This window comes from Solwaraspora sp. WMMB335, assembly GCF_049179075.1.
Lineage (GTDB): Bacteria > Actinomycetota > Actinomycetes > Mycobacteriales > Micromonosporaceae > Micromonospora_E.
Genome location: NZ_JBMHMF010000001.1, coordinates 4,138,187 through 4,164,891 on the forward strand (window position 1 = coordinate 4,138,187; position 26,705 = coordinate 4,164,891).

At 72.0% G+C, this 26,705-nt stretch carries 16 protein-coding genes and 1 pseudogene; 7 read left to right on the plus strand and 10 right to left on the minus strand.

Annotated elements, in window-relative coordinates:
• Nucleotides 1-517: 517 nt before the first annotated feature.
• The 3 genes and pseudogenes from ACN27F_RS17750 to ACN27F_RS17760 all read right to left on the minus strand — a co-directional run.
• Nucleotides 518-8,926, minus strand: a pseudogene (locus ACN27F_RS17750) (toxin glutamine deamidase domain-containing protein); the annotation flags it as partial.
• 140 nt (nt 8,927-9,066) lie between these two features.
• On the minus strand, nt 9,067-9,408 hold the full coding sequence (locus ACN27F_RS17755; RefSeq protein ID WP_421434740.1) for a hypothetical protein: 342 nt from the start codon (nt 9,406-9,408) through the stop codon (nt 9,067-9,069).
• Complete coding sequence (locus tag ACN27F_RS17760) at nt 9,405-9,797, minus strand: YbaB/EbfC family nucleoid-associated protein (RefSeq protein ID WP_421434741.1); 393 nt, start codon at nt 9,795-9,797, stop codon at nt 9,405-9,407. The genes ACN27F_RS17755 and ACN27F_RS17760 overlap by 4 nt, the downstream gene beginning before the upstream one ends.
• A 135-nt stretch (nt 9,798-9,932) precedes the next feature.
• Here ACN27F_RS17760 and mycP point away from each other — a divergent pair, with 135 nt between their 5' ends.
• Nucleotides 9,933-11,279, plus strand: coding sequence for a type VII secretion-associated serine protease mycosin (gene mycP / locus ACN27F_RS17765; RefSeq protein WP_421434743.1), 1,347 nt, complete (start codon nt 9,933-9,935; stop codon nt 11,277-11,279).
• A 33-nt stretch (nt 11,280-11,312) separates the two neighbouring features.
• Here the strand turns inward: mycP and ACN27F_RS17770 are convergent, their stop codons facing one another.
• From ACN27F_RS17770 to eccB, 3 genes are all read right to left on the minus strand, one after another.
• Nucleotides 11,313-11,597, minus strand: coding sequence for a WXG100 family type VII secretion target (locus ACN27F_RS17770; protein WP_421434745.1), 285 nt, complete (start codon nt 11,595-11,597; stop codon nt 11,313-11,315).
• A 15-nt stretch (nt 11,598-11,612) separates the two neighbouring features.
• Nucleotides 11,613-11,936: a WXG100 family type VII secretion target gene (locus ACN27F_RS17775; RefSeq protein WP_421440276.1), complete on the minus strand. Its 324-nt coding sequence runs from the start codon at nt 11,934-11,936 to the stop codon at nt 11,613-11,615.
• Nucleotides 11,937-12,151: 215 nt separating this feature from the next.
• Nucleotides 12,152-13,567, minus strand: a complete 1,416-nt coding sequence (gene eccB, locus ACN27F_RS17780) for a type VII secretion protein EccB (RefSeq protein WP_421434746.1) — start codon at nt 13,565-13,567, stop codon at nt 12,152-12,154.
• Nucleotides 13,568-13,697: 130 nt separating this feature from the next.
• Between eccB and ACN27F_RS17785 the strand changes: the two genes are divergently transcribed.
• A complete protein-coding gene (locus ACN27F_RS17785) occupies nt 13,698-14,432 on the plus strand; it encodes an SUKH-3 domain-containing protein (protein ID WP_421434748.1) in 735 nt (244 codons plus the stop codon).
• Between the two features lie 63 nt (nt 14,433-14,495).
• Here the strand turns inward: ACN27F_RS17785 and eccD are convergent, their stop codons facing one another.
• Nucleotides 14,496-15,884: a type VII secretion integral membrane protein EccD gene (eccD, locus tag ACN27F_RS17790; protein ID WP_421434750.1), complete on the minus strand. Its 1,389-nt coding sequence runs from the start codon at nt 15,882-15,884 to the stop codon at nt 14,496-14,498.
• A 163-nt stretch (nt 15,885-16,047) separates the two neighbouring features.
• On the opposite strand from eccD, the gene eccCa reads away from it, so the two are divergent.
• From eccCa to ACN27F_RS17815, 5 genes are all read left to right on the plus strand, one after another.
• Nucleotides 16,048-20,001, plus strand: coding sequence for a type VII secretion protein EccCa (eccCa, locus tag ACN27F_RS17795; RefSeq protein ID WP_421440278.1), 3,954 nt, complete (start codon nt 16,048-16,050; stop codon nt 19,999-20,001).
• Between the two features lie 109 nt (nt 20,002-20,110).
• The gene (locus tag ACN27F_RS17800; RefSeq protein WP_421434752.1) at nt 20,111-20,695 is read left to right on the plus strand and encodes a hypothetical protein; all 585 of its coding nucleotides are present in this window, start codon (nt 20,111-20,113) and stop codon (nt 20,693-20,695) included.
• Nucleotides 20,696-20,727: 32 nt separating this feature from the next.
• Nucleotides 20,728-22,467 carry a hypothetical protein gene (locus tag ACN27F_RS17805; protein WP_421434754.1) on the plus strand — a complete coding sequence of 580 codons (1,740 nt, stop codon included), beginning with the start codon at nt 20,728-20,730 and terminating at the stop codon, nt 22,465-22,467.
• A 132-nt stretch (nt 22,468-22,599) separates the two neighbouring features.
• Nucleotides 22,600-23,892 carry a S8 family serine peptidase gene (locus tag ACN27F_RS17810; protein ID WP_421434756.1) on the plus strand — a complete coding sequence of 431 codons (1,293 nt, stop codon included), beginning with the start codon at nt 22,600-22,602 and terminating at the stop codon, nt 23,890-23,892.
• A gap of 31 nt (nt 23,893-23,923) precedes the next feature.
• Nucleotides 23,924-24,382, plus strand: coding sequence for a hypothetical protein (locus ACN27F_RS17815; RefSeq protein ID WP_421434758.1), 459 nt, complete (start codon nt 23,924-23,926; stop codon nt 24,380-24,382).
• Between the two features lie 4 nt (nt 24,383-24,386).
• On the opposite strand, the gene ACN27F_RS17820 is transcribed toward ACN27F_RS17815, so the two are convergent.
• From ACN27F_RS17820 to ACN27F_RS17830, 3 genes are read right to left on the minus strand one after another with little or no spacing between them, the layout of a single operon-like run.
• Nucleotides 24,387-25,706 (minus strand): SseB family protein, encoded by a 1,320-nt coding sequence (locus ACN27F_RS17820; RefSeq protein ID WP_421434759.1) that lies wholly within the window; start codon nt 25,704-25,706, stop codon nt 24,387-24,389.
• A complete protein-coding gene (locus ACN27F_RS17825) occupies nt 25,703-26,212 on the minus strand; it encodes an SUKH-3 domain-containing protein (protein WP_421434760.1) in 510 nt (169 codons plus the stop codon). The genes ACN27F_RS17820 and ACN27F_RS17825 overlap by 4 nt, the downstream gene beginning before the upstream one ends.
• Nucleotides 26,209-26,613 (minus strand): YwqJ-related putative deaminase, encoded by a 405-nt coding sequence (locus ACN27F_RS17830; protein ID WP_421434762.1) that lies wholly within the window; start codon nt 26,611-26,613, stop codon nt 26,209-26,211. The genes ACN27F_RS17825 and ACN27F_RS17830 overlap by 4 nt, the downstream gene beginning before the upstream one ends.
• Between the last annotated feature and the right edge of the window lie 92 nt (nt 26,614-26,705).

Consider the following 26,705-nt stretch of genomic DNA (forward strand, 5'->3'; position numbering starts at 1 on the left):
CTTCCCGTACGGCTGCCTGCGCGGCGGCCGGGTCCGCGTCGCGCAACGCGCCGCCGAACGTGGTGCCCGCCGCCGCGTCGCCCAGATCCGGATCGGCTCCGTCGGCTAGGGCGTCGGCTGGTGTGTCGGCTCCGTCGGCGGCGGCCACACCTGGCGGCCGGTCGTCCGACCCTGCTGGCGGGCTGTTACGTACTGGTTGATCGTCACCGGCACGGGGAGGCTGCCGTGTGCCGTCACCGTCCCGTCCTGGTCGATGATGTAGCTCCCCAGACCCACGTGCATCCCCTGACTGCGCTGCTGTGGACTCAGGATCTCCTGGGCCAGCCAGCCGTACTCGAACTCGTGCAGCGTCATCCGGTTCGGCGTGCCGACCAGCCGCTGGATCAACTCCTGCGCTTCGTCCCGAGTCACCGCTGGTCCCTCCAGGTGCTGCCGCCGGTGCGTCCATCGACCACAACGTGTGGGTCGCGGCGACGATGTGCGCCGGCGGCGCCGTCCATGTCTGACCGTCCTGCGGATCCCACCACACCGGCCCGTCCGCACCGTACGGGAAGACGATCAAGAACGAGTGCGAACCGTCCGCGACCGCGTTGCCGTCGGCGTCCACCTGCACCTGGCCGGACGGCGTGCCGATGCCCCCGGGAGTCGACTCGGTGGCGGCCAGCCAGTCGGCGACGACCAGCGCCGCGCTGCCCGGACCCGCCGCCGCCACCCGCGCCTGCAGATCCGCGTACTGCCGGGCCACCGCCACCGCCCGCCGCGCCGGATCACCCGGCGTCCCCTCCGCCGGCCCCGACCACTGACCACCCAGCCACGCCTCGGCCCGGTCGACGCCGTGCTGCTCGCCCGTCTGCCGGTCGATCGTGCCGTCGGGCAGGGCGTCCGGCCAACGCGGCAACGACACCATCGGCCGACCAAGAAAACTCGACAACCCCGCCAACGAACAATCCATACAATTATTACCCCGACCAACAACACCCGGCCCACCATCATTCACCAACCCACCAAACGGATGCGACGACGGATCCGCACCCACCACAAAACCATCACCCGACCACAACACCAACTCAAGATCAGCCTGAAAACCCACATCCTCCAACAGCCCCAAATTCAACGGACCCACCGGACGCGGACCCGACAACACCCCATCCCCGGCTACTCCACCACCGGCCACACCCGCCGACCCGACACCCGACCCTGCCGACGCGCCGCCACGTACTCCTGGATGATCACCGACGGTGGCATGCTCCGGTGCGCCGTCACCACCCCGTCCCGCTCGATCACCCAGCTCCCCTGCCCCAGTCCCATCCCCTGGATGCGCTCCGCCTCCGACAGGATCTCCCTCGCCACCCAGCCGTACTCGAACTCGTGCAGCGCTATCCGGTTCGGCGTGCCGACCAGCCGCTGGATCAACTCCTGCGCTTCGTCCCGAGTCACCGCTGGTCCCTCCCGGTGCTGCCGCCGGTGCGTCCATCGACCACAACGCGTGCGTGGCCGCCACGTAATCGGCCGGCGGGTACGGCGACGTCGTGCCGTACTGCGGGTCCCACCACACCGGCCCGTCCGCACCGTACGGGTAAACGATCAAGAAGGCGTGCGAACCCGCCGCCTGCACCTCGCCGTTGGCGTCGAGATTGAGTCGGGTGCCGGTCTGGTCGAGGCTCAGCCAGTCGGCGACGACCAGCGCCGCGCTGCCCGGACCCGCCGCCGCCACCCGCGCCTGCAGATCCGCGTACTGCCGGGCCACCGCCACCGCCCGCCGCGCCGGATCACCCGGCGTCCCCTCCGCCGGCCCCGACCACTGACCACCCAACCACGCCTCGGCCCGCGCGACCCCGTCGAGCTCACCGGTCAGCAGGTCGACGGCGCCATCGGCGGTCCGGTCCGGCCAACGCGGCAACGACACCATCGGCCGACCAAGAAAACTCGACAACCCCGCCAACGAACAATCCATACAATTATTACCCCGACCAACAACACCCGGCCCACCATCATTCACCAACCCACCAAACGGATGCGACGACGGATCCGCACCCACCACAAAACCATCACCCGACCACAACACCAACTCAAGATCAGCCTGAAAACCCACATCCTCCAACAGCCCCAAATTCAACGGACCCACCGGACGCGGACCCGACAACACCCCATCCCCGGCTACTCCACCACCGGCCACACCCGCCGACCCGACACCCGACCCTGCCGACGCGCCGCCACGTACTCCTCGACTATCACCGGTGCCGGCAGGCTCGGCTGGGCCGTCACCACGCCCGTCAGGTCCACGATGAAGCTCCCCTGACCAAGCTGCATCCCGTCGTGCCGTTCCTGGGCCGACAGGTCCTCCTGGGCCAGCCAGCCGAACTCGAACCGGTACATCTCGATCGGGTTGCTCGTGCCCAGTAGCCGGCTGATCAGCGCCCGGGCCTCGTCCTCGGTCATTGCCTGGCCCCTTCTGGTCGACGCCGCTCGGCGTTGCCCGGTCCGGCAGGGTCATCGACCACATACCGCGGCTGCCCTGCACGTAGCTGGCCGGCGGCCGCTGCCAGGTCCTGCCTACCTGAGGATCCCACCACACCGGTCCGTCCGCGCCGGGCGGATACACGACGACGAAGGCGTGGGCACCGGCGGCGATGGTACGTCCGTCGGCGTCGGTCACCGGTTCCCCGGTGACCGGATTCGATTTCATCCACTCGGCAACGACCAGCGCCGCCGCACCAGGCCCGGCGCGGCTGATCCGCTCATGCAGATCCGTGTACGCGGCAGCGACCAGCGGGGCGCGCTGGTCCGGCGGTCCTGGCAGGTCCGGCGGTGTCCCAGTCCAGTCGCCACCGATCCAGGCGGCTGCCCTCGCCGCCCCGCCGGCCTCACCCGACTCCCGGTCGATCCGCCCGTCCGGCAACTGATCCGGCCACCGTGGCAGCGACACCTCGGGCTCGCCGAGAAAGCTGGACAACGCCGCCAGCGAGCAGTCCAGGCAGTTGTTGCCGCGACCTGGCCGCCCAGGCCCGCCGTCGTTGACCAACCCACCGTACGGGTGGGTTGCCGGATCGGCACCGACGACGACGCCGTCCCCCGAACGCAGATTCGACTCCACCGCCGTCCGATAGGCCTGGTCCTCCAGCGGAGCCAGCTTGGTCGGTCCCACTTCGCGGGTCTGCCGCAGTGGCGGCCGCCCGCCGATCAGGCGTGATTCGCCTGCTGGCAGATCCGCGTCAGGTCCGCCTCGCTCGGCAGCGGCACCGTCGTGAAGTGGTGGGTCGCCGCCTCCGCCGTGGCCCGATCGACCAACCGGGTCTGCCGCAGGTCCGGTGTCGAGTACAGGAACGTGGCCGCCACGTCCGGCCGGTAGGTCCACCGCCGGGTCGGCCGGTCCCAGATCACCGCCCGCACCGGGCCACGCTCTCGCGCCAGGGCTATCACGTTGGCCGGTGGGCCGCTCAGCTCGCCGGGCGGATACATCAGGTAGTAGGTGAATGTCATATGCGGCCGGGACCTCTCCTCGTGCTACCCGCTCGGCAAGCCCTGGCAGGTCCGACTGGTCGAGCCCTCGTCGAGCGGCGACGTCCGCGAAGGTGATTCGTTGCTCACCAAGCCATGCGGCGTAGCCTAGCGCGATGTCGCGACGATCCGGGTCAGCGATCCACTCGGCGAATCCACTGGTGTCAGGATCGCCGAAGCGTGCCGCGATCCGTTCGATCCCGTTGGGCAGCCGCGACGCCATGCCGTTCGCTTTGTTGACCGCCAGGACATCCAGCAAGGCATGGACGCGTTCCTCGGTCGAGAAGGCCGGGTCGCGCATCACCTCGTACGCGTGATGGGTCTGCTTTCCGACCGCCCAGCTCCGCCCGGTCGGAAACTGCAGTTCGAACGTCCGGCCCTGCGGCGCGACAAGAGTGCAGTTCAAGCCGTAGAACCTGTTTCCGGGACGCCACGACTGTTTGACCGCTTGGACGTCGTACCCGCGAGCCGCCAATCCGTCCAGGGTCTCCAGCACCACCTGGCCGTACGCGGACTCCGGCGACCGCAGCGAGAACCGGACCAGGTCGTTGACCCCGGCGAGCGTCGCCGCCATGTCGCGGCCCACCGGCTCGAACTGGACCTTGAACTTGCGGGCCAGCGACTCCGCGGACTTGATCCGATCGGCGAGTCCGACCGTGGTCGGGGCGTCCAGGTCGCCCGGTCCCAGTCGGGTGGTCACCTCGGCGCTGACCGAGGCGAGGTCGGCGTGGATGCCATCGGCGTCGGAGACCGCCACGGTAAGCGCATCCTGCACGAGCCGGGCGTCGCGCTCGGACAAGCTGTCCAGATATGGAGCCGACCCGGGCCCGGTCAGTGTTCCTGGTTCGCCTGCTGGCAGATCCGTGCCAGGTCCGCCTCGCTCGGCAGCGGCACCGTCGTGAAGTGGGGGGTCGCCGACTCCGCCGTCGCCCGATCGGTCCGGTCGACGGTGTGCCGTTCCGGGTTCGCGTACAGGATCGACGCCGCCACGTCCGGGCGGAAGTCCCACCGATCCGTCCGGCGGTCCCAGATCACCGCCTCGGTCGGGCCGCTGCTGCGGGCGAGCGCGATCACGTTCACCGGCGGTCGAGTCCGGTCTTGCGTCCGGTACAGGAAATAGTAGTCGAACGTCAGGGTCGGCATCTGCGTTTCCTATCGAATCCAGGTCGAAGCCGGGTAGGTCGGACGGGTCCAATCCTCGCGCGGTCAGCTCCTGTCGGAAGCTACGGCTCGCGTCGGCGGCCAGCCAGGTGGCGTAGTCACGCCGCAGACCCGACTGGTCGGACCTGCCGATCCAGGTGGCGAAGCTGGTGTCCTTCGGCGGACCGTACCGCTCGGTCAGCACGTCCATGCCGCCCGGCATCCGACCGGCGATGCCGTTGGCCTTGTTCACCGCGAGAATGTCGAGGAAGGCGTGCATCCGCTCGGCCGGGGTCCGCGCCGGGTCGCGCATCACCTCGTACGGGCCGTGCGTCTGCTTGCCGATCGTCCAGCTGGTCTCGGTCGGGAACTGCAGCTCGTACGTCCGCCCGTCCGGCGACACCAGTGTGCAGTTCAACCCGAAGAACCGGTTGCCGGGGTGCCAGAAGCTCTTGACGTCGACCACCTGATGGCCGCTCGCGGCCAACGCGTCGAGCATGCCGGTGGCCGCTCGGCCGTACGCGTCGGTCTCCGGCCCACGGACCGAGAACCGCACGATGTCGTTGATCTCGCCCAGCGCCTCCGGCAGGGTGTAGCCCTTCGGCTCGAACTCGGTGCTGAACTTGCGGGCCAACGACTCGTCGCCCTTGACACGGTCCTCGGTGCCCAGCGGGGTCATCGTGTCGGTGCCGACCAGGCCGAGCTCGGCGGTGAGCCGGTCGCCGATGTCGCCGAGCTCGGCCAGGATCGCGTCGGCGTCGACCCGGGCCGCCGCCAGTTCGGCCTGCAGCGTGGCGCGCTCCTGGTCGGACAGTGCATCCAGGTACGCCGGATCGGTGGAATCCGGTTGACCGGTGGAATCCGGTTGACCGATGGGATCCGGCTGGCCGGTCGCGTCCGCCGGACCGGTCACGTCGGTGGTGTCGGTCGCCCCGGGGCCAGGGTCGGCGGCCGGCACCGGGTTGCCGTCGGCGTCGAGGACGATCGACCAGACCCCGTCGACATCGCTGCCGTAGATCGGTCCGGTGTCGGAGACGGTGCGGCTCTGCGCGTCGATCCAGATGACCTGGCCCTCGTGGTTGACCGCGTTCCAGGTGTGCGCCCCACCGCCGGCCTGCGCCGTCCAACTGGTGATGATCAGGGCGGCGGAGCCGGGGCCGGCTCGACGCAGCTGTTCGGCGACCGCCTCCAGACCGGCCGGGCCGCGCCCCTGCGGCGTGAAGCCCGCGCCCAGCCACTGCTCCTGCCGGCGGGTGCTGGCCGGCTCGGCCGCCAGCGACGGGTCCGTCGCAGCGGCGACCTGCGGGTCGCCGTACCAGGTGGCGAGCACGGACAATCCGACGTCGGCACAGTTCGTGGCGCGGCCGGGATTGGCCGGACCACCGTCGTTGACCAGTTCCGGCCATCGGCCGCCGCGCGGATCGGGGTGCACCGCCGGGCGGCCGTCCGGCCCTTGAGGTACGGCGTCGGACAGTGCCTGCTGGTCGGCGGCGTCCGGCGGCACCAGCCCCTGCCCGTCGCCGGTCGGCCGGGTGGCCGGCAGCGGACGCCCGTCGCCGAGCGCACCGGAATCCGGGGGCGCCACCGGGCCGGGCAGCCGCTCGGTGTCGACGACCGCAGTGACACCCAGCTTGTCGAGCATCGGAGCGCAGGATCGGCACGGTGGGCGGTAGTCGCCGCGTTCGTACATCACGTCCTGATCGAGGGCACGCCGGAACTGATGAGTGACGATCTTCGCACCCTGCAGTCCGGCTCGGGCGTACGCCTCGAAGTCACCCGGCCGGCCCGCCTCGTGCCACCGCTGTTCGAGCTGGTGGACCACATCGGACAGCAGGGCCACCTCCGCGCACCGGCCGTGCCCGCTGCCCGTGTGCTTGACCTCCTGCTTGACCTCGTTCAGCACCGATTCCACGAGCGGATGCGGTCGGGGCTCGGCGGCCGGGTCGGTGCTCTGGTCCGCGGTCATGCTGGTGTGGGTGGTGAGCTGCCCGTCGCTGGTCATCAGGGCGCCGACCACACCGGGCCGCTTGCCCATCGAGATCCGCTCACCCGCAGCGGACTGCTGGTGCCGGGTCACCCCGGCCTGTACGGCGTCCGCCAGCGTCCGCGACGCCTCGATGAGCGCCTGCTCGGCCTGCGGGCCGGCGGGGTCGCCGTCGAACTGGGCCGGCGCCAGTTGCCAACTGTGCGTCCCGGCGGCGGTGGGTCCGGCCGACCGCTGCAGGGTGTCCGGGTCCACCTGCGGAGGGCCGACCGGTGCCGGTTGGCTGGGAGCCTGCGCACGCGGGGCGGTCGGCTCGCCGGTGCTCGCCGACGGCGGTACGACAACGGGCGGACCGCTGACGGCGTCAGCGGGAGCACGCTGCACGGGTGGGGCGGCAGCGCCGGCTGGTTGCGCCTGCACCGGTCGCGTCGCCGTCGTACTCGGCGGGGCTGCGGTCGACGGCGGGGCTGCGGTCGGCTGCTGGGCGACAGCCGGGCCGAAGGACACCGAGCCGGCGGACGGCCCGGTCGGTGCGGCTCGCGGCCCGGCCGGAGCTGACGGAACGGACGATCCGGCCGGAGCTGACGGAGCTGACGGAGCTGACGGAGCGCCGACGCTGGGGGTCGTCGCTGTGGGTAACGGCGAGGCAGTCGGCGCATGCGGTCGCGTACCAGTCTGTTGCCCGACCTGCCCGACCTGCTGGCCCGAGGCGGCTGCCGGCTGCGTCGAGCCGGTAGCGGCCGGTGCGCTCTGGCCGGTCGGCGCGCTCGCGCCGGCGGCGGGCATGCCCGCGTTGCCGGCTGTCGGTGCGGTGGTAGGCGGGCCGGCTGTCGGTGCGGTGGTAGGTGCGCCGGGGGTGGCGCCCCCGTGGGCGATGGCGACATCAGGCGACTGCGCCGGACCAGGCATGGCGTCCGGGCGTACCGGTGCCGCCCCGGCAGCGTCGCCGGCGGTATTCACGTCGGCAGCAGGTGGTGGTGGTGGTCCGACGGTGCCGGGCCTGCCATCATCCGCTACGGCCGGTGGCGGATCGGACGCGGCCAGGCCGGCATCGGCCGACACCGTCGGGCGGTCCGCATCGGGTGTCGGGCCACCGGCGAGAGCATGGTCAGGGCCACCGGATGGATTGCCGGCTGTGGCCGGCGCGGATCCGGATTCCGACGGCGGTGCCAGCGGTATCGAACCTGCGCCGGTGCCGGTGCCGGTGCCCATGCCGGCCCCCGTACCGAGGGTATCGAGGCCGACGCTGCCCAGATCGACATCCGTCAGCGGTGGCGTACCGCCCAGACTCGGCGTGCCCAAACCGGCCGATCCGGCTCCGGCCCAGCCCATCACCCGGTCGGTGACGTTCGCCATGCCGTGACCGGCGGAGCCGGCAGCCACGGTCGCACCGCCACGGCCGGCACCACTGGTGAACCCGCCGAGGACGCCCTGCAGGCCGGGGTTCGACCACTGTCCGTTCACCGCCAGGTTGGCCGTCACGCTCGCCGCCGGTGAGATGACGGCGTTCTGCATGCCGGCGGCGATCGACTGTCCACCCCAGCGGACCACGCCAGCGCCACGGAAGTTCAGCGCCGGTGGGCGGAACGCCGCCGGAACCCGGGGCGTGATGCTGTTGCGGACGAACCGGTTGCCGGCCACGCCGAGCATTCCGCCGAACGCACCGCCGGCCCCGGCGGTGAGGGTGCGCCGGCCGTCCCACTCGGAGCGGGTGCCGCGGTCCATCTGGTACGCCTGCGCCCCGACGTCGATGATCAGCTCCTCGCCGATCTCCTGGGCCAGCTCGATCCCGACCCTGGTGCCGATCTGCCGCAGGTTGAGTCGGGCAGCATGGCTGCCGGCGATCCGGGCCGCGTTGGCCAGTGCCGCCCGCATCCCCGCCCTGGTCAGGATCTGCCGGCCGAGCTGGGCCAGCAGGCGGCGGAAGGCGACGGTCACCGCCTGGCGCCCGGCGGTGAGGATTCCCGGGATGGCTCCGGTGGAGACTCCGCCGAGCCAGGCCATCAGCAGCGCGACGAAGACCGCGATGACGGTGATGACGACCGCGATCAGGACGGTCAGTTTGGCGTACTCGATCTCCATCGCGGCGCTGTCACAGCCGGCCGCGAAGGCGTCCGCCGCCTGCTGGAGAACCGGCAGGCCGGTGTTGGGGCCGACGCCGACCTGCTGCCAGAACGCGGCGAACTGCTCACCTGCGGCCCCGCCCCAGCTCTCGATGACCCGCAGCGCGGCCGGGTCCGCCTCGGCGAGCGCGGTCCGGACGACCTCGGCGAGTTCCCGCCACGAACCGGCGAGCTCCCGCATCTGGTCCTCGTCGCCGCTCGGCCACGCCTCACCGGCGCTGACCCAGCAGATCGCGTCCCAGACCCAGGCGTACTCGCCGAACGACTCCCTCGGGTTGGGTATTCCCACGCCGCAGGCCTTCTGTCACTGCCGGAGAGGCACTATTCGCCGCCGGTGAAGGTGTCGGCGACGGCGGCGTCGTCGGCCACCGTGGCGTCGACGGCGTCGACGATCCGTGCGCCGACGTCAGCGAAGGCGGCCACCACGTCGTCGCCCGCGTCCAGGGTGACCTGGGCCGGGGCTTCTTCGCCGCCGTCGAGATAGTGCTCGTTGAAGGTCCGGCCGGCCTCGTCGTCGCCCCACGGGGTCGCGGCGTTCAGGCCACGGATCGTGTCGGCGACCCTGGCCCACTCGCCGACGAGGCGCTCGGCGGCGGCGCCGAGTGTCGTGCCGGCGGGCCGCGCCATGTCGGGGTCGAGAAAGGTGTCCTTCGGGTCGGTCACCTGTGATCACCTCCGGGCAGATCGGCGTCCAGTTGGCGGAAGACCCCTTCGAGATCGAAGTCCATGTGGGCCTGGAACTGCTCATCCGGCACCAGTGGCCGGCACAGCTCCGCTACCTGCGCCAGGGCCTTGGCGGTTGCGGCACGGATCGTCTCGGTGATCGTCTCGGAGAGTTCCTTGGCGTTCGGCCTACGGTAGATCCGGGGATCGAGCTCCACCCTGGTCACCTGGCCCCGTGGACCGACGGTCACGGTGACCAGGCCGTCGGCGGAGGTGACGGTGGCCGAGACGGCCCGCAGCTGCTGCTGCAACTCGCCGACACCGGAGCGCATCCGGTCGAACTGCGCCATCAGCTCGTCGGCCCGGGCACGTAGCGCCTGCACGTCCACGATGTCCTCCCCGCCGCCGGCCGTCCGGAGCCTCTTCTGACGATACTGAATGTGTGCCAGCAGGACGAGGCCAAGTTCACCTGCTGGCTCGCTACCATTGCGAGCCGATCGTGCGGAGTGGGCAGGAGGCCAGCGGTGCGCGCATCGACCCGGCGGAAGGGCTCAGCAAGTCGTCGCCGTTTCCTGCTGCCGGCCCTCGCCGTGGCGATCTCGCTACCTGCCGCGCCGGCGGCACCGGCCGGTGCCGCGCCCGGCAGCTGCCGCAGCCCGGCTGCCTCCGGCTCGGTCGTCACCGAGATGTCCTGGCATCAGCGGTGGCTCTCGCCCGCCCGGATCTGGCCGTTGAGCACCGGCGCCGGCGTCCGGGTGGCGGTGATCGACTCCGGTGTCGACAGCGACCATCCGCAGCTGTCCGGCCGGGTGGCACCCGGCGTTGACATCCTGGGGATCGAGGCGGACGGGACCGTCGACTGCGTGTCGCACGGGACCGCGGTGGCGAGCATCATCGCTGCCGGCCGGCGCCAGGGGGTCGGCTTCCACGGCATCGCTCCCGGCGTGACCATCGTGCCGATCCGGGTCACCGAACGGGTGGCGACCGACGCCGACGAGGCCGGTGTCGTCGGAACCCGCCTGGCCGAAGCCATCCGGCTGGCGGTGGACGACGGAGCCGCCGTGATCAACTTTTCGGTCGTCCACCATCGCGCGGACGAGGAGGTACGGAAAGCGGTCCAGTACGCCAGCGACGCCGACGTGGTGCTGGTCGCGTCGGTCGGCAACGATCACCGTGGCGGTGACGGCCCCGACCCGACGCCGTACCCGGCGGCTTTCGAGGGGGTCATCGGTGTCGGTGCGATCGACGCGAACGGTCAGCGCTGGTCCGGCTCGCAGATCGGCGGGTACGTCGACCTGGTGGCTCCCGGAGGCGCCGTTGTCGCCGCCACCCGGGTCGCCGGGCACACGCACTGGGACGGCACGAGCTTCGCGGCACCGATGGTGAGCGCCGCGGCGGCGTTGCTGCGGGCCGCCGAACCGGAGCTGTCCGCGCCCGAGGTCGCTCGCCGGTTGATCGCCACCGCCGACCCGGCAGCCGGCAGCCGGGCCAGCGGATACGGCCATGGCGTGGTGAACCCCTACCGGGCGGTGACCGAACGGCTCACCAGTGCCGGTCCGCTGGCCGTACCGGCGTTGCCGGAGATAGCCGAGGACCCGGCGGCGCTGGCCCGTGCCGCCCGCTGGCGGGCGTCGAGCCGGGCCGCGATCGGGATCGCCGGCGGCACGGCGGTCCTGATCGGAGTCGTCGTCGCCCTGGTGGTGATGGTGCCGAGGGGACGCCGACGACGGTGGCGGCCGATGCGGCGGGCCACCGGCGCGGCGACCACGGCCCCGCACGGCGCGGCCACCGGCGGCACGTCCACAGGCGCCGGTCCGGCGGACGATCCGGCGGACCGGTTCTTCCTGGTGCCGCCGTCGGCACCGCGGTGACCGCGGCCGGTCGGCCGGCCGCGGTCACCGCGGTCACTCGAACTTCGCCTGGTTGGCGGCTTCGCGGGCCTGCATCCGGGCAGCCGACTCGCGTAGCGCGGTCTCGATCCGGGTCAGCAGATCCTTCAGGTCGTTCGCGGCCGACTCCCACTCGGCCTGCCTGGTCAGGTAGGCGCTCTGGGCGTCGCCCTCCCAGGTGGCCACCAGCGGCTGGATCCCGGTCTTCAGGCCATCGAGTTCGGCCATCATGTTCTTCGCGGCCGTACCACAGTTGTCGGCGGCACCGTTGAGCGCGGCAAAATTGTAGCGAATGTCCATCGGAGATCCCTTCGGTCAGAGCTTGAGCGCAGCGGTGATCTGGCCGGCACTCGCTCCCGCCGAATCCATTTCCGATTTGATCTCCTCGTCGCTCACCTCGTAGTCCTTACCGGCCGAGCCGACCGCCTCGGCGATCGATCGCAGGGCCACGTTCAGCCGAGCCATGTCCTCGTCGAACTGCTGGCGTACCTGCTGGAACGAACCGGCGCCGGCGCCCTTCCACTGATCGTAAAGGGGGGCGAGCTGATCCATCAGGCTGTTCAGGTTGCCGGTCAACCGATCCGCGACGCCATCGACGTCCTTCTCGGTCTGTACCATCAGCCCGGTATTGGTATTCATCCCGGTCATGGCGTTGATTCACCCCGTCCTCTGTCGCGACGTCCCGCCGCTCGGCGGGTGGTGGCATGGTGCGCCGACGCACCACCTGTCCATGAAACGGTAGTAGGCCCCGTCCAGTGGCGCCAGGTCGAAGCCGGCCAGTCGACTGATGGTGAGCGATCTGCCCCCGAGACGTCCATCGTGGGCAGCCGCTGATCAGCTCTCACGTCGCTCGATCAGGCCGGCTGTTTGGCCGCTGCCGGGTCCAGCGCCGGGCCGCTCGGCAGCCGTACCACCAGACCGGCCGGCATCCGGACCGGCTCGACCTGTGGGTAGCCCAGCATGCCGGCGACGGCGCGATCCGCGATCGGGTACCGGATCCCCAGGTCGGTGACCAGATTGAGGGTGCCGGCCGGGGCGTCCGGGCTCGACATCGCCTCGACCAGTACGCCGGAGCCAGGCTCGATCACCACCTGGTCGGCAAGCGGTACGCCGTCGACGGTGCGGGCGGCCGTGCCGATCGCGGCGCCATCCGCCTGCACCTGAGCGTCGAGCAGCAGTCGCGGCTGGTACTCGCCGGGGGTGTAGCTGGCACAGACCGCCGCCTGTCCGCCGGAGAGCGACAGGATGTCCGGCCGCTGCCGGGGTGCCGAGAGCTGTCCCGCTGACGGCTGCTCCGCCCGTGGCGCACCGACCACGGTCGCCGCGTCCACCGGCACGGGCTCGGCCGGCCCGCCGTCGTACGCCGCCGCGCTGCGCGGATCGGCGAGCAGGACCTCGACCTGCAGCTCCGTCATCGGCACCAGTCGGTCGCGTTCGGCCAGATAGTACTGCCGGCTACCGCTGCGGTCCTGCACCAGGTAGACGCGGCCGACGACACCGTCCGGCAGCGCCGCCGACGGCTCACCCCGGCCGTCCACCGGACGGCTGCCGATCGTTTCGCCGGCCGGTAACGCGTTGAGCCAGGCCCCGCCGACCGGCACCACCGGCTCCGAACGCATCGTCAGACCCTCCAGGACGATCGACTCGTCGCTGATCTCGTAACGCCGGTCGTGCCAGACCAGGTGCAGTGTCCCGGTCGCCGAATCGCGGACCAGCAGGGCGCCGTCGCCCGGTGTCCGGCCGCCGGCCGGCGACTGCCCGACGGTCAGCACCGTCGACGTCGTCGGCTCACCCGCCGGATCGCGCAGCGTCCGCGAGCAGAGGGTCCAGACGCCGGCGCGCATCCGCTTCGCCTCCGGCAGTGAATCCGGGGCCGCCGGGATGCCGATCCGGGTGCCGCGTGCGGTGCCCAGCAGCGAGTTGCGCGACACGCTCACCGTCGGCGCGAACGACTCCAACGCCAGCAGCGCCGAGGAGTAGTTGGTGACCGGGTGCAGGTGGCCCTCGCGGTACAGGTACCGCGTGCCGGTCTCCTTCTCCAGGATGACCGATGCCCCGTCGCGCCAGCCGGTAGCGCCGCCCGGCACGATGAAGCCGAAGATCCCGACGGCGCCGAGGCAGAGAATGGCGACCATGAAGCCGCCGACGCCCGCGCCGCCAAGGCGACGGAACGGGGCCGCCGGCGGATCGGCGTCCCGGACCACCAACGCCGAGGTCATCCGCTGCATGAAGAACTGGTACGACTGGACCTGGTCGCGCCGCGACGGCATGCCCGGCATCCTACCGGCCGGCCAGGCCCACACGCCGGATCACGCGGTCTCCTGCATACCATGGGCTCCGGACGTCACGACGCGTCACGATGCGTCGCGCGGCGTCGCTCGGTCTGCGGAAGGATCGTCGATGATCGATCGGGACGAGGCGCTGGCGATGGCCCGGGGCTGGGCCGGTGAGCACGGCACCGCCCCGGATGTCGGTCTGCACGAGTTCGACCAGGGTTACGTGGCCTGGCCGATCGGGTCGACACCCGGTACGGCGGCAACGGCGGGCGCGCCGGGCAGCAGCGGTCCGCCGCGCATCGTGATCGACCGGCAGACCGGTGAGATGACGCAGTGGCCACCGCTTCCCGTGGCGGTGATCGCGCAGCGGTACGCGACCGAGCGCGCCGCCGACCGCCGGTTCCCGCCGGACGTACGGCACGTGCTGGAGACAGCCGGGTGGTTCCCGGGCCGCGATGTCACCCCGATGATCGACCGGTGGCGGGCCGACTGGGCCGCCGAGCTCGACGGCCTGGTCATGACACCGGCGGCGCGGACCGCCCTCACCGAGTTCGGCGGGCTGACGTTCCCACAGTTCGGGGCCGACGGCGAAGCGGACGCCGGCTTCCCGACCTTCGTCCATCCGGTACGCGGCGGACTGGTCACCGAGGAAGCACGGGTCTTCATCGACGAATACGACCACCAGGTCTTCCCGCTGGGCGGCAACTCGGACGGGCCGTCCGAGTTGGTCATCGACGCCGACCAGCGGGTGTTCATGCTGCACTGGGCGGGCTACCTGTTCGTGGCCGCCGGGATCGACGCCGCGCTGACCGCACTGATCCGGGGTGGGCCGTTCCCGCCGGCCCGTCCTGGCGGCTGATGGCGACCGACCGGCTGATGTCCGGCCGACCGACGGCGGAAAAGGCGTCGGCCCGCCGCCGGGTCAGCCGTTGATCGCCCGCATGAAGCCGAAGAGGCCGAGCACCGCACAGGACACCGGCACCACGGCCAACTGGACCGCCACGTCCAGGCCGTCGCCGAAGCGGGCCAGCCGCGGCGACGGCGGTCGCCTGCTGTATGCCAGCCCGGCCGCGACGGCCAGCGCGGCGGCCAGCGCCAACGCCGGCAGCAGGACCGCCAGCCACGCTCCGGCACCGGACCGCGCGGCCGCGACCAGCACCAGCGAACCGACGCCGGCGAGTCCGGCCAGCAGCAGCGGAACCCGGTGCCGGACGGTCAGCACCAGCCGGGCACGCAGCAGGAACCCGGTAGACACCACGCCGGCCAGCAGCACCGCGCCGACGGTGCCGGACAGACACAACGCCGCCACCGCCGCGACGGTGACCGCGGCGGCGCCGAGGATCAGCCCGGTCAGCATCTCGTCCGCCCGGGCGGTCGCCCGGTAGATCTCCGCCCGGTCGGGCTGTGGCTCGTCCCGGACAAGGTCCTCGGCGGTGCGCGGCAACGCCGGCATGGGCAGCTTGCCCGACCGGACCGCGAGCAGCGGCATCGCCGGCAGCAGCAGGGTGACCAGGGCGGCCACCACCGCAGCTGCCCGCGGGGCGTCCACCGGCCCGATCGCGAGCAGCGCGCCCAGCGCTCCGGCGGCCCCGGCGAAGATGGCCGCGACGAACACCCGGCTGGCGTCGCCGACGGCGAGCATGCCGAGCACCCCGGCCAGCGCCAGTGCCGCCGAGCCGACCAGCAGGTGCGGGGCGCCCATCGAGGTGACGCCCGCGCCGCCGGCCAGCAGCAGCGCGCCGCCGGTGAACGCGTACGGCAGCGCCACCGCGGCGAGCACGGCGCCGGCCAACGAGTCCGCCAGCGCCCGGGAGAAGACCATCCCGGCGACGACGAGTACCGCTGCGGTGGCCAGTACGACGACCCCGGCCGGCGGCATGCCGCCGGCCGCGGCGGTGACCGCGACCAGTCCGAGCATCAGCAGCGCGACAGCGGTCAGTAGGCCGGTCAGCCGGGTGGCACCGGGCGTCCAGCTCAGACCACGCCGGGCGGCGCCGGCCGCGACCGCCTCCATCAGGTCGTCGTAGGCCAGTTCGGGCCACTGTGTCCGGCGCGGCACCAGGTGCAGGATCTCGCCGTCGCGGATGTGCTGGGCGGCCAGGGTACGGGCCAGGTCGAGGGTCGAGCCGTCGGTTCGCCGCAGCGCCCAGCCGCCGTCGGCCGTACCGTCGGACGGGTCCTCCTCGGCGTGACGCAGCACCGCCGGCAGCAGCCCGACCAGCGGCAGATGCTCCGGCAAGGCCAGGTCGATCCGCCGGGTGGGCGCCACGACGGCGATCCGGGCGAGTCCGGTTCCGGCCTGAGTGACCACTGCTGGCTCCTCATCGACGTCACGGGGCGACCAGCGCAGGCGGTGACGCCGCGGGCTGTCCTGACTCGAGAAGGCTACCTACCATGTGCCCGTGCTGTCGGCGCCACCGCCACTGGCACAGATGGCGGTGGCCACGGCGGGTGACGGCGGGGAGGATCGTTTCGTGGGCACGGTGGTGGTACGACGGCCGGCACGGCAACCTGAACCGGAATACCCGTCCGGCGAGGTCCTGCTCGATGCCCCGCCCGAGGTGCCGCCCCCGGGCGGCCGGTCCTGGGGCCAGCTGATGATGCTGCTGCCGATGCTGGCCGGCTCGGTGGCCATGGCGCTGATGTTCGCCGGCCGGGGCGGCACCACGCTGAGCTACGTCACCGGTGGGTTGTTCGGGCTCTCCGCGATCGGCATGCTCGCCTCGCAACTGTCCAACCAGGCCGGCGGGCCGAGCAAGCAGGAGATGGCGCAGCGCCGGCGCGAGTACATGGGCCATCTGTCCCGCCAGCGCCGCCGGGTGCTCAAGACCGTACGCCGCCAGCGCGAAGCCGCGTTCTACCGGCACCCGGACCCACCGGCGCTCTGGTCGGTCCCGGTCGGTCCCCGGCTGTGGGAGCGTCGACGCGGCGACCCGGACTTCGCCACCGTACGGGTGGGTCTGGGGCCGCAGGAGCTGGCGACGCCGCTGGTGCCGCCGCCAGCGACCGACCTGGAAAAGCTCGAACCGATGTGCGCCCTGGCGCTGCGTCGCTTCCTGACCACGTACGCCCGGGTGCCGGACCTGCCGGTCGACATGGCGCTCACGGGTTTCGCCCGGGTGCATCTGCGCGGCGAGCCGGAGGCCATTCGCGCGCTGGCCCGGGCGGTGGTCGCGCAGGCGACCGCGTTCCACGCGCCCGATGACCTGCTGGTCGCGGTCTGCGCGGCGCCGCCACGCCGGGCGCACTGGGACTGGACGAAGTGGCTCCCGCACGCGCTGCATCCGGCCAAGACCGACGCGATGGGCGCGATGCGCCTGGTGGCACCGACGGTCACCGGGTTGGAGGCGATGCTGGACGACGTGCTGACCAACCGGCCGCGGTTCAACCTGTCCGGCACCGGTTCGCCGGTGCCGGGCCCGCATCTGCTGGTGGTGCTCGACGGCGGCGATCCGGCCGGTTCCGACCACCTGATGACCGAGGGCGGCGTCGAGGGGGTCACCATCCTGGACCTGTCCGAGCCGCCGCCACGGGTGCTGGACCGGGCCCGCCTGGTGCTGGAGATCGGTGCGGACCGGTCGATGACCAGTGTGACCCTGGACGGCCGGGCCGAGATCGGCACGGCCGACGGCAGCACGGTCGCCGAGGTCGAGGCACTGGCCATGCAGATGGCGCCGTTGCGGCTGTCGGCGGCCTCGCGCGGCGAGCAGCCGTTGAGTGTCGAGCAGGACCTGGCCGACCTGCTCAACCTCGGGGACCCGTACGAGTTCGACGCGGACCGGGCCTGGTCACCGCGACCGAACCGGGACCGGCTGCGGGTGCCGCTCGGGCTGACCCCGGACGGTACGCCGGTCGAACTGGACCTCAAGGAGTCGGCGCAGGACGGGATGGGCCCGCACGGCCTGCTGATCGGCGCCACCGGCTCGGGCAAGTCGGAACTGCTGCGAACCCTGGTGCTGGCGCTGGCGGCCACCCACTCGTCGGAGACGTTGAACTTCGTACTGATCGACTTCAAGGGCGGTGCGACCTTCACCAAGCTCGACAAGCTGCCGCACACCAGTGCGGTGATCACCAACCTCTCCGACGAGCTGCCGTTGGTCGACCGGATGACCGACGCGATCAACGGCGAGCTGGTCCGCCGGCAGGAGTTGCTGCGCTCCGCCGGCAACTACGCGTCGCAACGCGACTACGAGAAGGCCCGGGCGGCCGGGGCGCCGCTGGAGCCGCTGCCCAGCCTGCTGATCATCTGTGACGAGTTCTCCGAGCTGTTGACCGCCAAACCCGACTTCATCGACATGTTCGTGCAGATCGGACGGGTGGGACGATCGCTCAGCGTCCACCTGCTGCTCGCCTCGCAGCGACTGGAGGAGGGCCGGCTGCGCGGACTCGACACCCACCTGTCGTACCGGATCGGGCTTCGAACCTTCTCGGCGATGGAGAGCCGGGTGGTGCTCGGCGCCACCGACGCGTACGAGCTGCCCCGCTCACCCGGGCACGGATACCTGCGCTTCGGCACCGAGCCGCTGGTGCGGTTCCGGGCCGCGTACGTGTCCGGGACCTACCGCAGCAAGACCGCCGAGGCCGTCGCGGCCGGTGACGGCGACGAACGGGTCCAGGAATACACCACCCAGTACGTGGCACCTCGGCTGGCCACCCAGGCGCGGCCGGTCGCCCCGGAGCCGACCGACGCGGTCGGCGAGAGCCTGCTGGACATTCTCGTCAGCCGGCTGACCGGGCGCGGCAAGCCGGCGCATCAGGTATGGCTGCCGCCGCTGGGTGACCCGATGACACTGGACCAGTTGCTCTCCCCGCTGGCCGCCGACCCGCAACGCGGGCTGACCGCCGCCAACCCGGCGTTGCATGGCGAGTTGCGCGCCGCGGTCGGCGTCATCGACAAGCCGTTCGAGCAGCGCCGCGACGTGCTCTGGCTGGAGTTGGCCGGTTCCGCCGGACACGCGGTGGTGGTGGGTGGCCCGCAGAGCGGCAAGAGCACGCTGCTGCGCACCGTCGTCTGCGCCCTGGCCCTGACCCACACCCCACGGGAGGTGCAGATCTACTGCCTCGACCTGGGCAGCGGGGCGCTCACCACGCTGCGCGACCTGCCGCACGTGGGCGGGGTGGCCACCCGGCTGGATTCCGGCCAGGTCCGCCGTACCATCGCCGAACTGCAACTGCTGATGACCCAGCGGGAACGTCGGTTCGCCGAACGCGGCATCGACTCGATGGGCACCTACCGGCGGGAACGCCGCCACGGTGGGCACACCGACGATCCGTTCGGGGACGTGTTCCTGGTCGTCGACGGCTGGTCGACCATCCGCGCCGAGTTCGAGGACCTGGAACCGGCGATCAACGACATGGCCAACCGGGGCCTGTCCTTCGGGGTGCACCTGGTGGTCACCGCCGCCCGCTGGATGGATCTGCGCCCGGCCGTGCGGGACGTCTTCGGCACCCGGCTGGAGCTGCGGCTGGCCGACGCCAGCGACTCCAACCTGAACCGCCGGGCGGCGATGAACGTGCCGGAGAAGGTGCCCGGCCGGGGCATCACCCCGGACGGTATGCAGTTCCTGGCGGCGCTGCCCCGGGCCGACAGCGAGGCCGACGCCGGGACCCTCGCCGACGGTGGCCGGCGGTTCGTGACCGACGTCGCGGCGGCCTGGCCGGGCCCGGGAGCGCCACCGGTCCGGCTGCTACCCGCTGTGGTGCCGTACGAGAGCATCCCGGACACCGGCCGGCCCGGCCTGCCGATCGGCATCGCCGAGGTCGACCTGCAGCCGGTGCATCTCGACTTCGCCGCCGACCCGCACTTCCTCCTGTTCGGCGACGGCGAGTCGGGCAAGAGCTCCTTCCTGCGCGCGTTGGCGCGCGGCGTCGTGGATCGGCACGATCTGACCCAGGCCCGGCTGATCATCGTCGATTACCGGCGCAGCCTGCTCGGCGACGTCACCTCCGAGCACCTGATCGGTTACGGCTCCTCGGCGCAGGTCACCCAGGGCATCCTCACCGAGGTGGTGAACGTGATGCGCGACCGGCTGCCGCCCGCGGACGTCACCCCGGAGCAGTTGCGCGCCCGCAGCTGGTGGAAAGGTCCCGACCTGTACGTCCTGGTCGACGACTACGATCTGGTCGCCGGTGGCAGCAGCAACCCGCTGCTGCCGCTGCTGGAGTTCCTGCCGCAGGCCCGCGACATCGGGCTGCACCTGGTGGTCGTCCGGCGCAGCGGCGGCGCCAGCCGGGCGCTGTACGAGCCGTTGCTGATGCGGCTGCGCGAGCTGGGTACGCCCGGCCTGGTGATGTCCGGCAACCGGGACGAGGGCGTGCTGCTCGGCAACGTACGGCCGGGTCCGTTGCCACCTGGCCGGGGTTGGTTGGTGACCCGCCGGGAAGGCACCAGGTTGGTCCAGTTGCTGCATCTTCCGTCGCAGGCGTGACTCTCGGTTCACAATGGTTGCGGGAACGCGATAGTTTTACAGATGCTGATGGGTGCGTGGACGGTCCGTGCGCCACCCTCCGGCGCCGGGACAGGATCGGGGTGACGGCATGGCGGACGAGTGGCTGGCCAACGAAACCATCGACGTCGACATCCAGCAACTCGACGACTTCGCGACCTGCGTGATGGACGAGCTCCGGCTCAACTTCCAGCCGAGCCTGGAGAACGGCATCATGCACATGCTGCGCATCCCGGTGCCGTTCGGCGGCTCCGGCCTGTCCGAGGGCAAGTTCTTCCAGGGCCGGCACGACGAGAACCGCAAGGCGGCCGCCCAGCTGATCGCCGAGGTGTCCCAGGGCCTGAGCGCGCTGGCGGTGGCCGCGCAGTCGATCTCCGCGGAGTATCTCAGCGGCGACGCGCTGGCCCAGGCCGACAACATGGACATCTTCCACGCCTTCACCGCGGTCGACGGTCAGGAGACCCTGCAGGACATGTGGCAGGACCCGGAGAACCAGGTCGAGGATCCCGGCGCGGCGCTCGCGCCGGAGTCGGCGTACGCACCGGAGTCCACGTCGGTCGAGACATCGCTGTACGAGGCGGAGACCGTCGGCGAAGGCGACGGCGCCTACCGGATCGGTGGTGACGACGAGGACATGCACGACACGGAGTTGGACGGGCCGCCGATCGAGCATTGAGTCGCGGTCGGGACAGCTAGCGAGGAGCGGGGATGTCGGACAACTACTACGGCTGGCAGCCGATCTCGATCCCGGTCTCGATCCCGGGCAACGACTACGTCACCTACGACCCGTCCGATCCGAACCAGCAGTACACCCCGACAGACTGGGTATATCCGCAGACCAACATCGAGAAGATGTGGGGTTGGATCCAGAACGAGAGCGACGAACGGGTGCTCGCCGTCGCCGAGATGTGGCGGCGGATCGGCGTACTGCTGGAGACCACCCGCACCAACCTGCAGCGGTACGCTGACGGGCTGGCGGCCAAGTGGCAGTCGCCCGCCGGTGAGTACTTCCTGCGGCGGGTGGGTGCCACGCTCTACTCGCTCGACGAGTGGCGGGACGCGGCCGACAGCAACTACCGCGGGCTGGAGCAGTTGGCCGGCAAGATCGAGAGCACCCAGGAAAGCTTCCGGACGTTGCGGGAGCGCTATCTCGCCGAGGTGGAGAACCCGGGCAGCAGGGATCCGGACGGACTGCAAGCGGTGGACGTCATCGATTGGGTTCCGGGCATCACCGGCAACAACGGCACCAAGACCCGCGACGACATCATGCGCGAGTTCCACCAGGAGGCGGTGGACACGCTCAAGCCGCTGGCCGACATGTACATCGACGTCTACATCAGCCACATCACCCGGGGCAGCACCTTCAAGGGCCCGACCGACGCGGTGCCGTCCAACACGGATGGCGTCGTACCCATCGGCGCGGGCGCACCGCCGGCACCGCCACCACCCGGCGCACCGCCGGGAGCTCCGCCGGGGCTTCCGCCCCGACCCGGCGTACCCGGTCTGGACGGCCCGCCCACGCCCGCGCCACCGGCGAGGCCGGACGGCGCCGGTCAGCCCGCACCGCCACCACCGGTGCCAGACGGGCTCAGCCTCGCCGGCGGGACAGCCACCGCGCCACCGCCCGCTGCGCCACCGGCTACCAGTACGCCGTCCGGTGGCGCCGGGCCGGCACCCGCCCCGCCCCCGTCAGTCGTCGCGCCGGGCAGGTCGCCCGCCGGACCGCGACCCGGCAGTCCGGGCGTCAACCGCCCGGGTTCGCCGTTCGCTCCCGGCACCAACCGGCCGAACCCGGCCACCCGCCCGGCCGGGCCGCCGCGCCCGGCACTGCCCGGAGCGGGCGCCCCGCCGCCGGCCAACACGCCGGCCAAGCGGAGTCCCGCGCCCAAGCGTCCGACGCTGCCGGGCAGCGTCGGTCCAGGCGGATCGGGCCCGCGTCCGCCGGCCGGTGGTGCCCGGCCGACTCCGCGAGGCACTCCGCCGGCCGCGCCACAGCTTCCCGGCAGCACCGGCAGCCGGGCGGGCCGGCCGGCGGGCACCGGTCCGCAGCGGCCGGCCGGGCCACCGCCCCGTCTCGGTGGCCCGGCGGGTGCCACCGGCCGGCGCCCCGCCACCGGCACGCCCCGCCCGACCGGTCCGACCGCGCCCGGAAATTCCGGCAAGGTGGCACCAACCGGGCCGCAGCTTCCGGGCCGGAGCGCACCGGCGCAGCGCGGCGCGGCACCTGCCACCGGCCCTGGGCCCACCATCGGCGGCCGGCGTGGTCCCGGTCCCGCGCCAGCCGCCCCACGCCCCGCCCGCAAGGCCGAGGATCAAGCCGACAACTGGGAGTATGGCAACGGCGACGACGAGTTGTGGGAGGTCGGTCCGGCCCCGGCCGGCACCATCGAGGCACCGCCCGAGCAACGTCCACAGGAGCACGGCAGGACGCTGGGCAACCAACAGTGACCGCGAACAGGTCGGCGAACCGGGACCAGGACCGTACGGTCGGTTACCCGGCTCGCCGGTCGACTCGGCGTATCATCCGGTCACAGCACGGAGACTCCTGGTAACCGCTCGGACGAAAGGTGTGCCCGGACCATGCGCGCCAGCCGGCAGATGACGGCCGTCTCAGCGGTCATCGCGGCCGGTTTCTGCTGGTCGCTCGTGCTGTCTGCCGGCCCGGCCCAGGCCGATGAGGTACGAGACCGATCCTGGCATGTGCCGGCACTGCGCCTCGACGAGGTCCATCGGATCGGCCAGGGCGACGGCATCACCGTCGCGGTGGTCGACACCGGCGTCGATGCCAGCCACCCGGACCTGCGCGGCAACGTACTACCCGGAGCCGACCTGTTCGACAGCGACAGTAACGGTCACATCGACCGCCGCGCGCACGGCACCGGGATGGCATCGTTGATCGCCGGCCACGGTCACGGTGAAGGGAACCGTGCCGGTGTGCTCGGTGTAGCGCCGAAGGCCAAGATCCTGCCGGTCTCCGTGGCCAGTCCGCGCTCCGAGATCATCCGGCCGGAGACCATCGCCCTGGCGATCGACTGGGCCGTCGACAACGGCGCGGACATCGTCAACGTCTCGCTGACCGGATCGTCGCACTACACCCTTGAGGACGCTGTCAAGCGCGCCTACCAGCGAGGCGTCGTCGTCGTTGCCAGCGTAGGCAACCGGAGCGAGATACTGATCGGCCAGCCGGCGCGCAGTGAGTGGACGATAGCGGTCACCGGCAGCGACCGCGACAACGGCGTGAGTCCACAGGCGTTACAGGCCGAGGAGACCCACCTGGCGGCGCCCGGAGTCGAACTCGTCCAAGCCGCGCCGGGCGCTGGGTACCAGATGGCGACCGGGGCGAGTGGCGCGACCGCGTTGGTGTCCGGCGCGATGGCACTGATCATGGAGCGCTATCCCGACGCCGACCAGAGTGAACTGTTTCAACGGCTGGTCGGGACCTCGGTGGACGCCGGCGAGCCCGGCAAGGACCTCGACTACGGCTGGGGCGTCCTCGACGTCCACGCCGCGCTGACCGAACAGCCGGACGACCGGGCCAGCCCTCGGCCGACCGCGTCGCAGCCGGCGGACGGATTCGCCCAGCCGCCGCTGGGACCGGGCCGGGAGGACGATTTCGGCACCGACGAGCTTGTCGGGATGGTCCTGTTCTTCGCGATTCTCGGCGCCCTTGTCACCGGCGTGGTGCTGCTGATCCGTACGCTACGGCGAAGATCGAGCCGGAGCAGACCGGTGACGGTCGGCCGGTTCGGCAGCGCGGACGGACCGGTCGGGCCTGGTCGGCCGGGCGGGCTCAGCCGGTCGGCAACGCCGCCGGTCCCGCCGGCGGCGGCCGGTGGCGCAGACGACTCGATCTGGCGCCCGCCTGATCGCTGAGACAAGCCCGGCCGGCGAGAGGAACGACGCCATGGCACGGTCGACGGCCGATCCCGCAGCTGCCGGATCTCCGACGCGCCGCCGCCCGGTCGCGGTGGTCACGGCAGTCCTGCTGATGCTGCCGGCGGCGCTGCTCTGGCTGGTCGGCGGCATCGCCTTCGTGTCCGCGATCGCCCGGCTGCAGGGCGACGCCATGTTCCTGTTCTGGCTGCTGGCCGTCGCGGTGGCCGGACTCTGTCTGCTGGTCACCCTGATGACCGCTGCCGGGATGTGGATCGCGTGGCAGGGCGGCCCGGGTGTGCTGCGCGTTCCGGCCGGCCTCACCTTCGGGCTGCTGCTGGCCGCGCTGGCCGTCCTGGTCCTGCTGGACAAGGTGGCGTACGAGCCGACGATGCTCACGCCGATGGTGGTCGGCGGGCTCGCCGGGACGGCGCTGCTGCTGCTCGCCACGCCGCCCGCCCGCCGCTGGCTCGACCACCGCCCACGGTGATCCGTCAGCCCGGGTTCGGGTCACCACCATCCGGCGGCGGCAGCCAGCGGCGGCTTTCCGCGTCGAAACACGCCAGCAGCTCGTCGCCGCCGTCGGCGTGCAGCACCCGTAACTCGGCGCGGTCGGGCACCGCCAACGAGCGCTGTCGGGCGGGGGCGACCAGCCACTCCGCCGGGGTGTCCGGGCTGGGACTCCAGCGCACCACCGGCACCCATTCGTCGCCCTCGGAGTACGGCGACGCCGGCCCGAGCAGGCCCAGCCGATCGTACAGTCGGTCTGGGGTGTCCCGGCCGGGTCCGTACCAGCGGTGCACCACACCGGCCACCCGGTCGTAACCGTCCGTCACGTAGGCCTGCAGGTACCGGTGCGGGACGAGGACCTGCATCCGCACCGGGACGTCAGGGTCAGGTCCGTCATCGTCGCGCCGAGGCTCCCCGCCGGGGTCCAAGGGCATCGCGGTGGTGGCCATGCCCGTACCGGCCACGTCTGCGGCCGTATCCACGTCTGCGGCCGTATTCACGGCGAGTGCCTGATCCTCGGCGAGTGCCTGGCGCAGGCCGGCCAGCCACTGTCCAACCTCGCGTACCGAGGAGCCGGGCAGGCTCACCGCCTGGGTCGTGCCCGGATCGACGGCGAGTTGCCAGTCCGGATCCGGCCAGTTGGCGACAAGTCGCGGACTGCGCACGGCCGCGAGATACGGGTGGTGGCCGAGGACCTCACGCAGCAGCGCGGGCGAGGTGAAGACCGGCACGGCCGGTCGCCCGTGCTCGTCCGGTACGCACCACCACCGGAAATCCGGGTCGGACAGATCGGTGGCGGGTCCGCCGTCCGGATGCAGCGGTACGGTGAACTCCACCCGTAGCAGCGCCGACATCAACGCGTCCGGATCCGAGCCGGCGATGGCCGACCGCAACTGTTCGGCTGTCTCGGCACCGACGGGTGGCGGCAGCGCCCGTTTCAAGTCGGCGATGGTGAACCGGGCCGCGATGGGCAGTCCTGGGTTCACCGCCAGCCACCAGGTGTCCTCCGGGACCCCTGATACCACCTCGGACACGTCGGCGGTCACGTACGCGACGGGCTGGTCCGGCAGCGCTGCGGCGATGGCCTGCGGTGAGGTGAACGCAAGGACGTGCGTCTGCCCGTCGGAATCGGCGGTGGGCCAGGCGAACGGCTCGCGGCCGGCGGCGGTCCCGGCGCCCACCGGCAGCAGCAGCGGTCCGCTGCGCAGCGCCGCCAGATAGCTCGCCGGGTCGGTGGCGGCGACCAGGCCAGCCTCGGCGGGCGTCACCGGCTGCCAGCCGTCGCCGGGCGTCTCGTCGGTCACCAGGTGCCGTCCAGGTCGACCCGCGCCGGCCGCAGCCCGAGCACCAGCGCGGTGATCGCCTCCGGGGCGGCTGGGCCGAGATACCAGTCGCCGCCGTGATCGAGGACGAACACCCTGCCCAGCGCGTCGATGGCGAGGATGCCGGGGCCGTCGGTCGTCACGCCCAGCGGGCTCAGCGGCTGCCGCAGCGCCGCGCCGAGTCCGCCGAGGGTGGCGACGGTGTGCACGGCGCGCATCGGGTCGAGGTGGAACGTGCTCGGCGCGATCTGCTCACCGCTGCCCGGCGGCTCCACCCGCAGCCCGCCGTACTCGGCGTAGGCGTCGAACGCGGGCCCGACGACATGGTGTTGCCGGCCGTCGGGTGCGACGTGCCCGGCGACACGCAGCGCCCAGTCCCGGGCCCGCCCGTCGTCGCGGCGCCCGGCATGCCAACCGGCGCGCGACAGTACGGCGGCGACAGCCGGCGGGAACCGCTCGACGTCACCCGTCCGACCGCCGCTGATCATCCGATCACCTCGATACCGAACCAGTCGAGCAGGTGCCGGCACGACCGGCAGGGTGAGGCCGCGGTGCCGTGCGCCGGATCGTCCGGCTCCCGGACGAGCGTGAGCCGCAGCTTCGCCCCCCACAGCGCGGCCCGGGCGGCGGTCGTCGAGAGGGGACGGCCGGCCTGTTCCTCCGCCGCGTACAGCCGGTCGGAGAGCAACACTGGTTCGGCGCACCAGCCGAGGAAGCGTTCCCGGTGCTCGACCGGCAGCTCGTGCAGGAGCCGTCGGATCACCGGGTGCAGGTCGGGAGCCAGGTCACCGCGGATCGACGTATGCGCGTGGACGGAACCCTCGACGAGCAGCGCGGCTGCCACCAGCGGCAGGGTCCGCACCTGCAGCGTCTCGTCCGGGCCTGCCATGTGACGATTGTCCACGCTCTCCGGCCGGTGCAACCGTCGGGGGATCCACCGCCTGGTGGCGCTGAGATATCGTCGGATTGCCCTGTCCGTCG

What these genes read in the sequence shown, in the direction of transcription:
- ACN27F_RS17785 (WP_421434748.1), top strand. Translation starts at nt 13,698, where the DNA reads ATGATCGATCGGGACGAGGCGCTGGCGATGGCCCGGGGCTGGGCCGGT.
- ACN27F_RS17775 (WP_421440276.1), bottom strand. Translation starts at nt 11,936, where the DNA reads ATGAATACCAATACCGGGCTGATGGTACAGACCGAGAAGGACGTCGAT.
- ACN27F_RS17825 (WP_421434760.1), bottom strand. Translation starts at nt 26,212, where the DNA reads ATGATCAGCGGCGGTCGGACGGGTGACGTCGAGCGGTTCCCGCCGGCT.
- ACN27F_RS17805 (WP_421434754.1), top strand. Translation starts at nt 20,728, where the DNA reads ATGTCGGACAACTACTACGGCTGGCAGCCGATCTCGATCCCGGTCTCG.
- ACN27F_RS17830 (WP_421434762.1), bottom strand. Translation starts at nt 26,613, where the DNA reads ATGGCAGGCCCGGACGAGACGCTGCAGGTGCGGACCCTGCCGCTGGTG.
- ACN27F_RS17800 (WP_421434752.1), top strand. Translation starts at nt 20,111, where the DNA reads ATGGCGGACGAGTGGCTGGCCAACGAAACCATCGACGTCGACATCCAG.
- ACN27F_RS17770 (WP_421434745.1), bottom strand. Translation starts at nt 11,597, where the DNA reads ATGGACATTCGCTACAATTTTGCCGCGCTCAACGGTGCCGCCGACAAC.
- eccB (WP_421434746.1), bottom strand. Translation starts at nt 13,567, where the DNA reads ATGCCGTCGCGGCGCGACCAGGTCCAGTCGTACCAGTTCTTCATGCAG.
- ACN27F_RS17810 (WP_421434756.1), top strand. Translation starts at nt 22,600, where the DNA reads ATGCGCGCCAGCCGGCAGATGACGGCCGTCTCAGCGGTCATCGCGGCC.
- ACN27F_RS17815 (WP_421434758.1), top strand. Translation starts at nt 23,924, where the DNA reads ATGGCACGGTCGACGGCCGATCCCGCAGCTGCCGGATCTCCGACGCGC.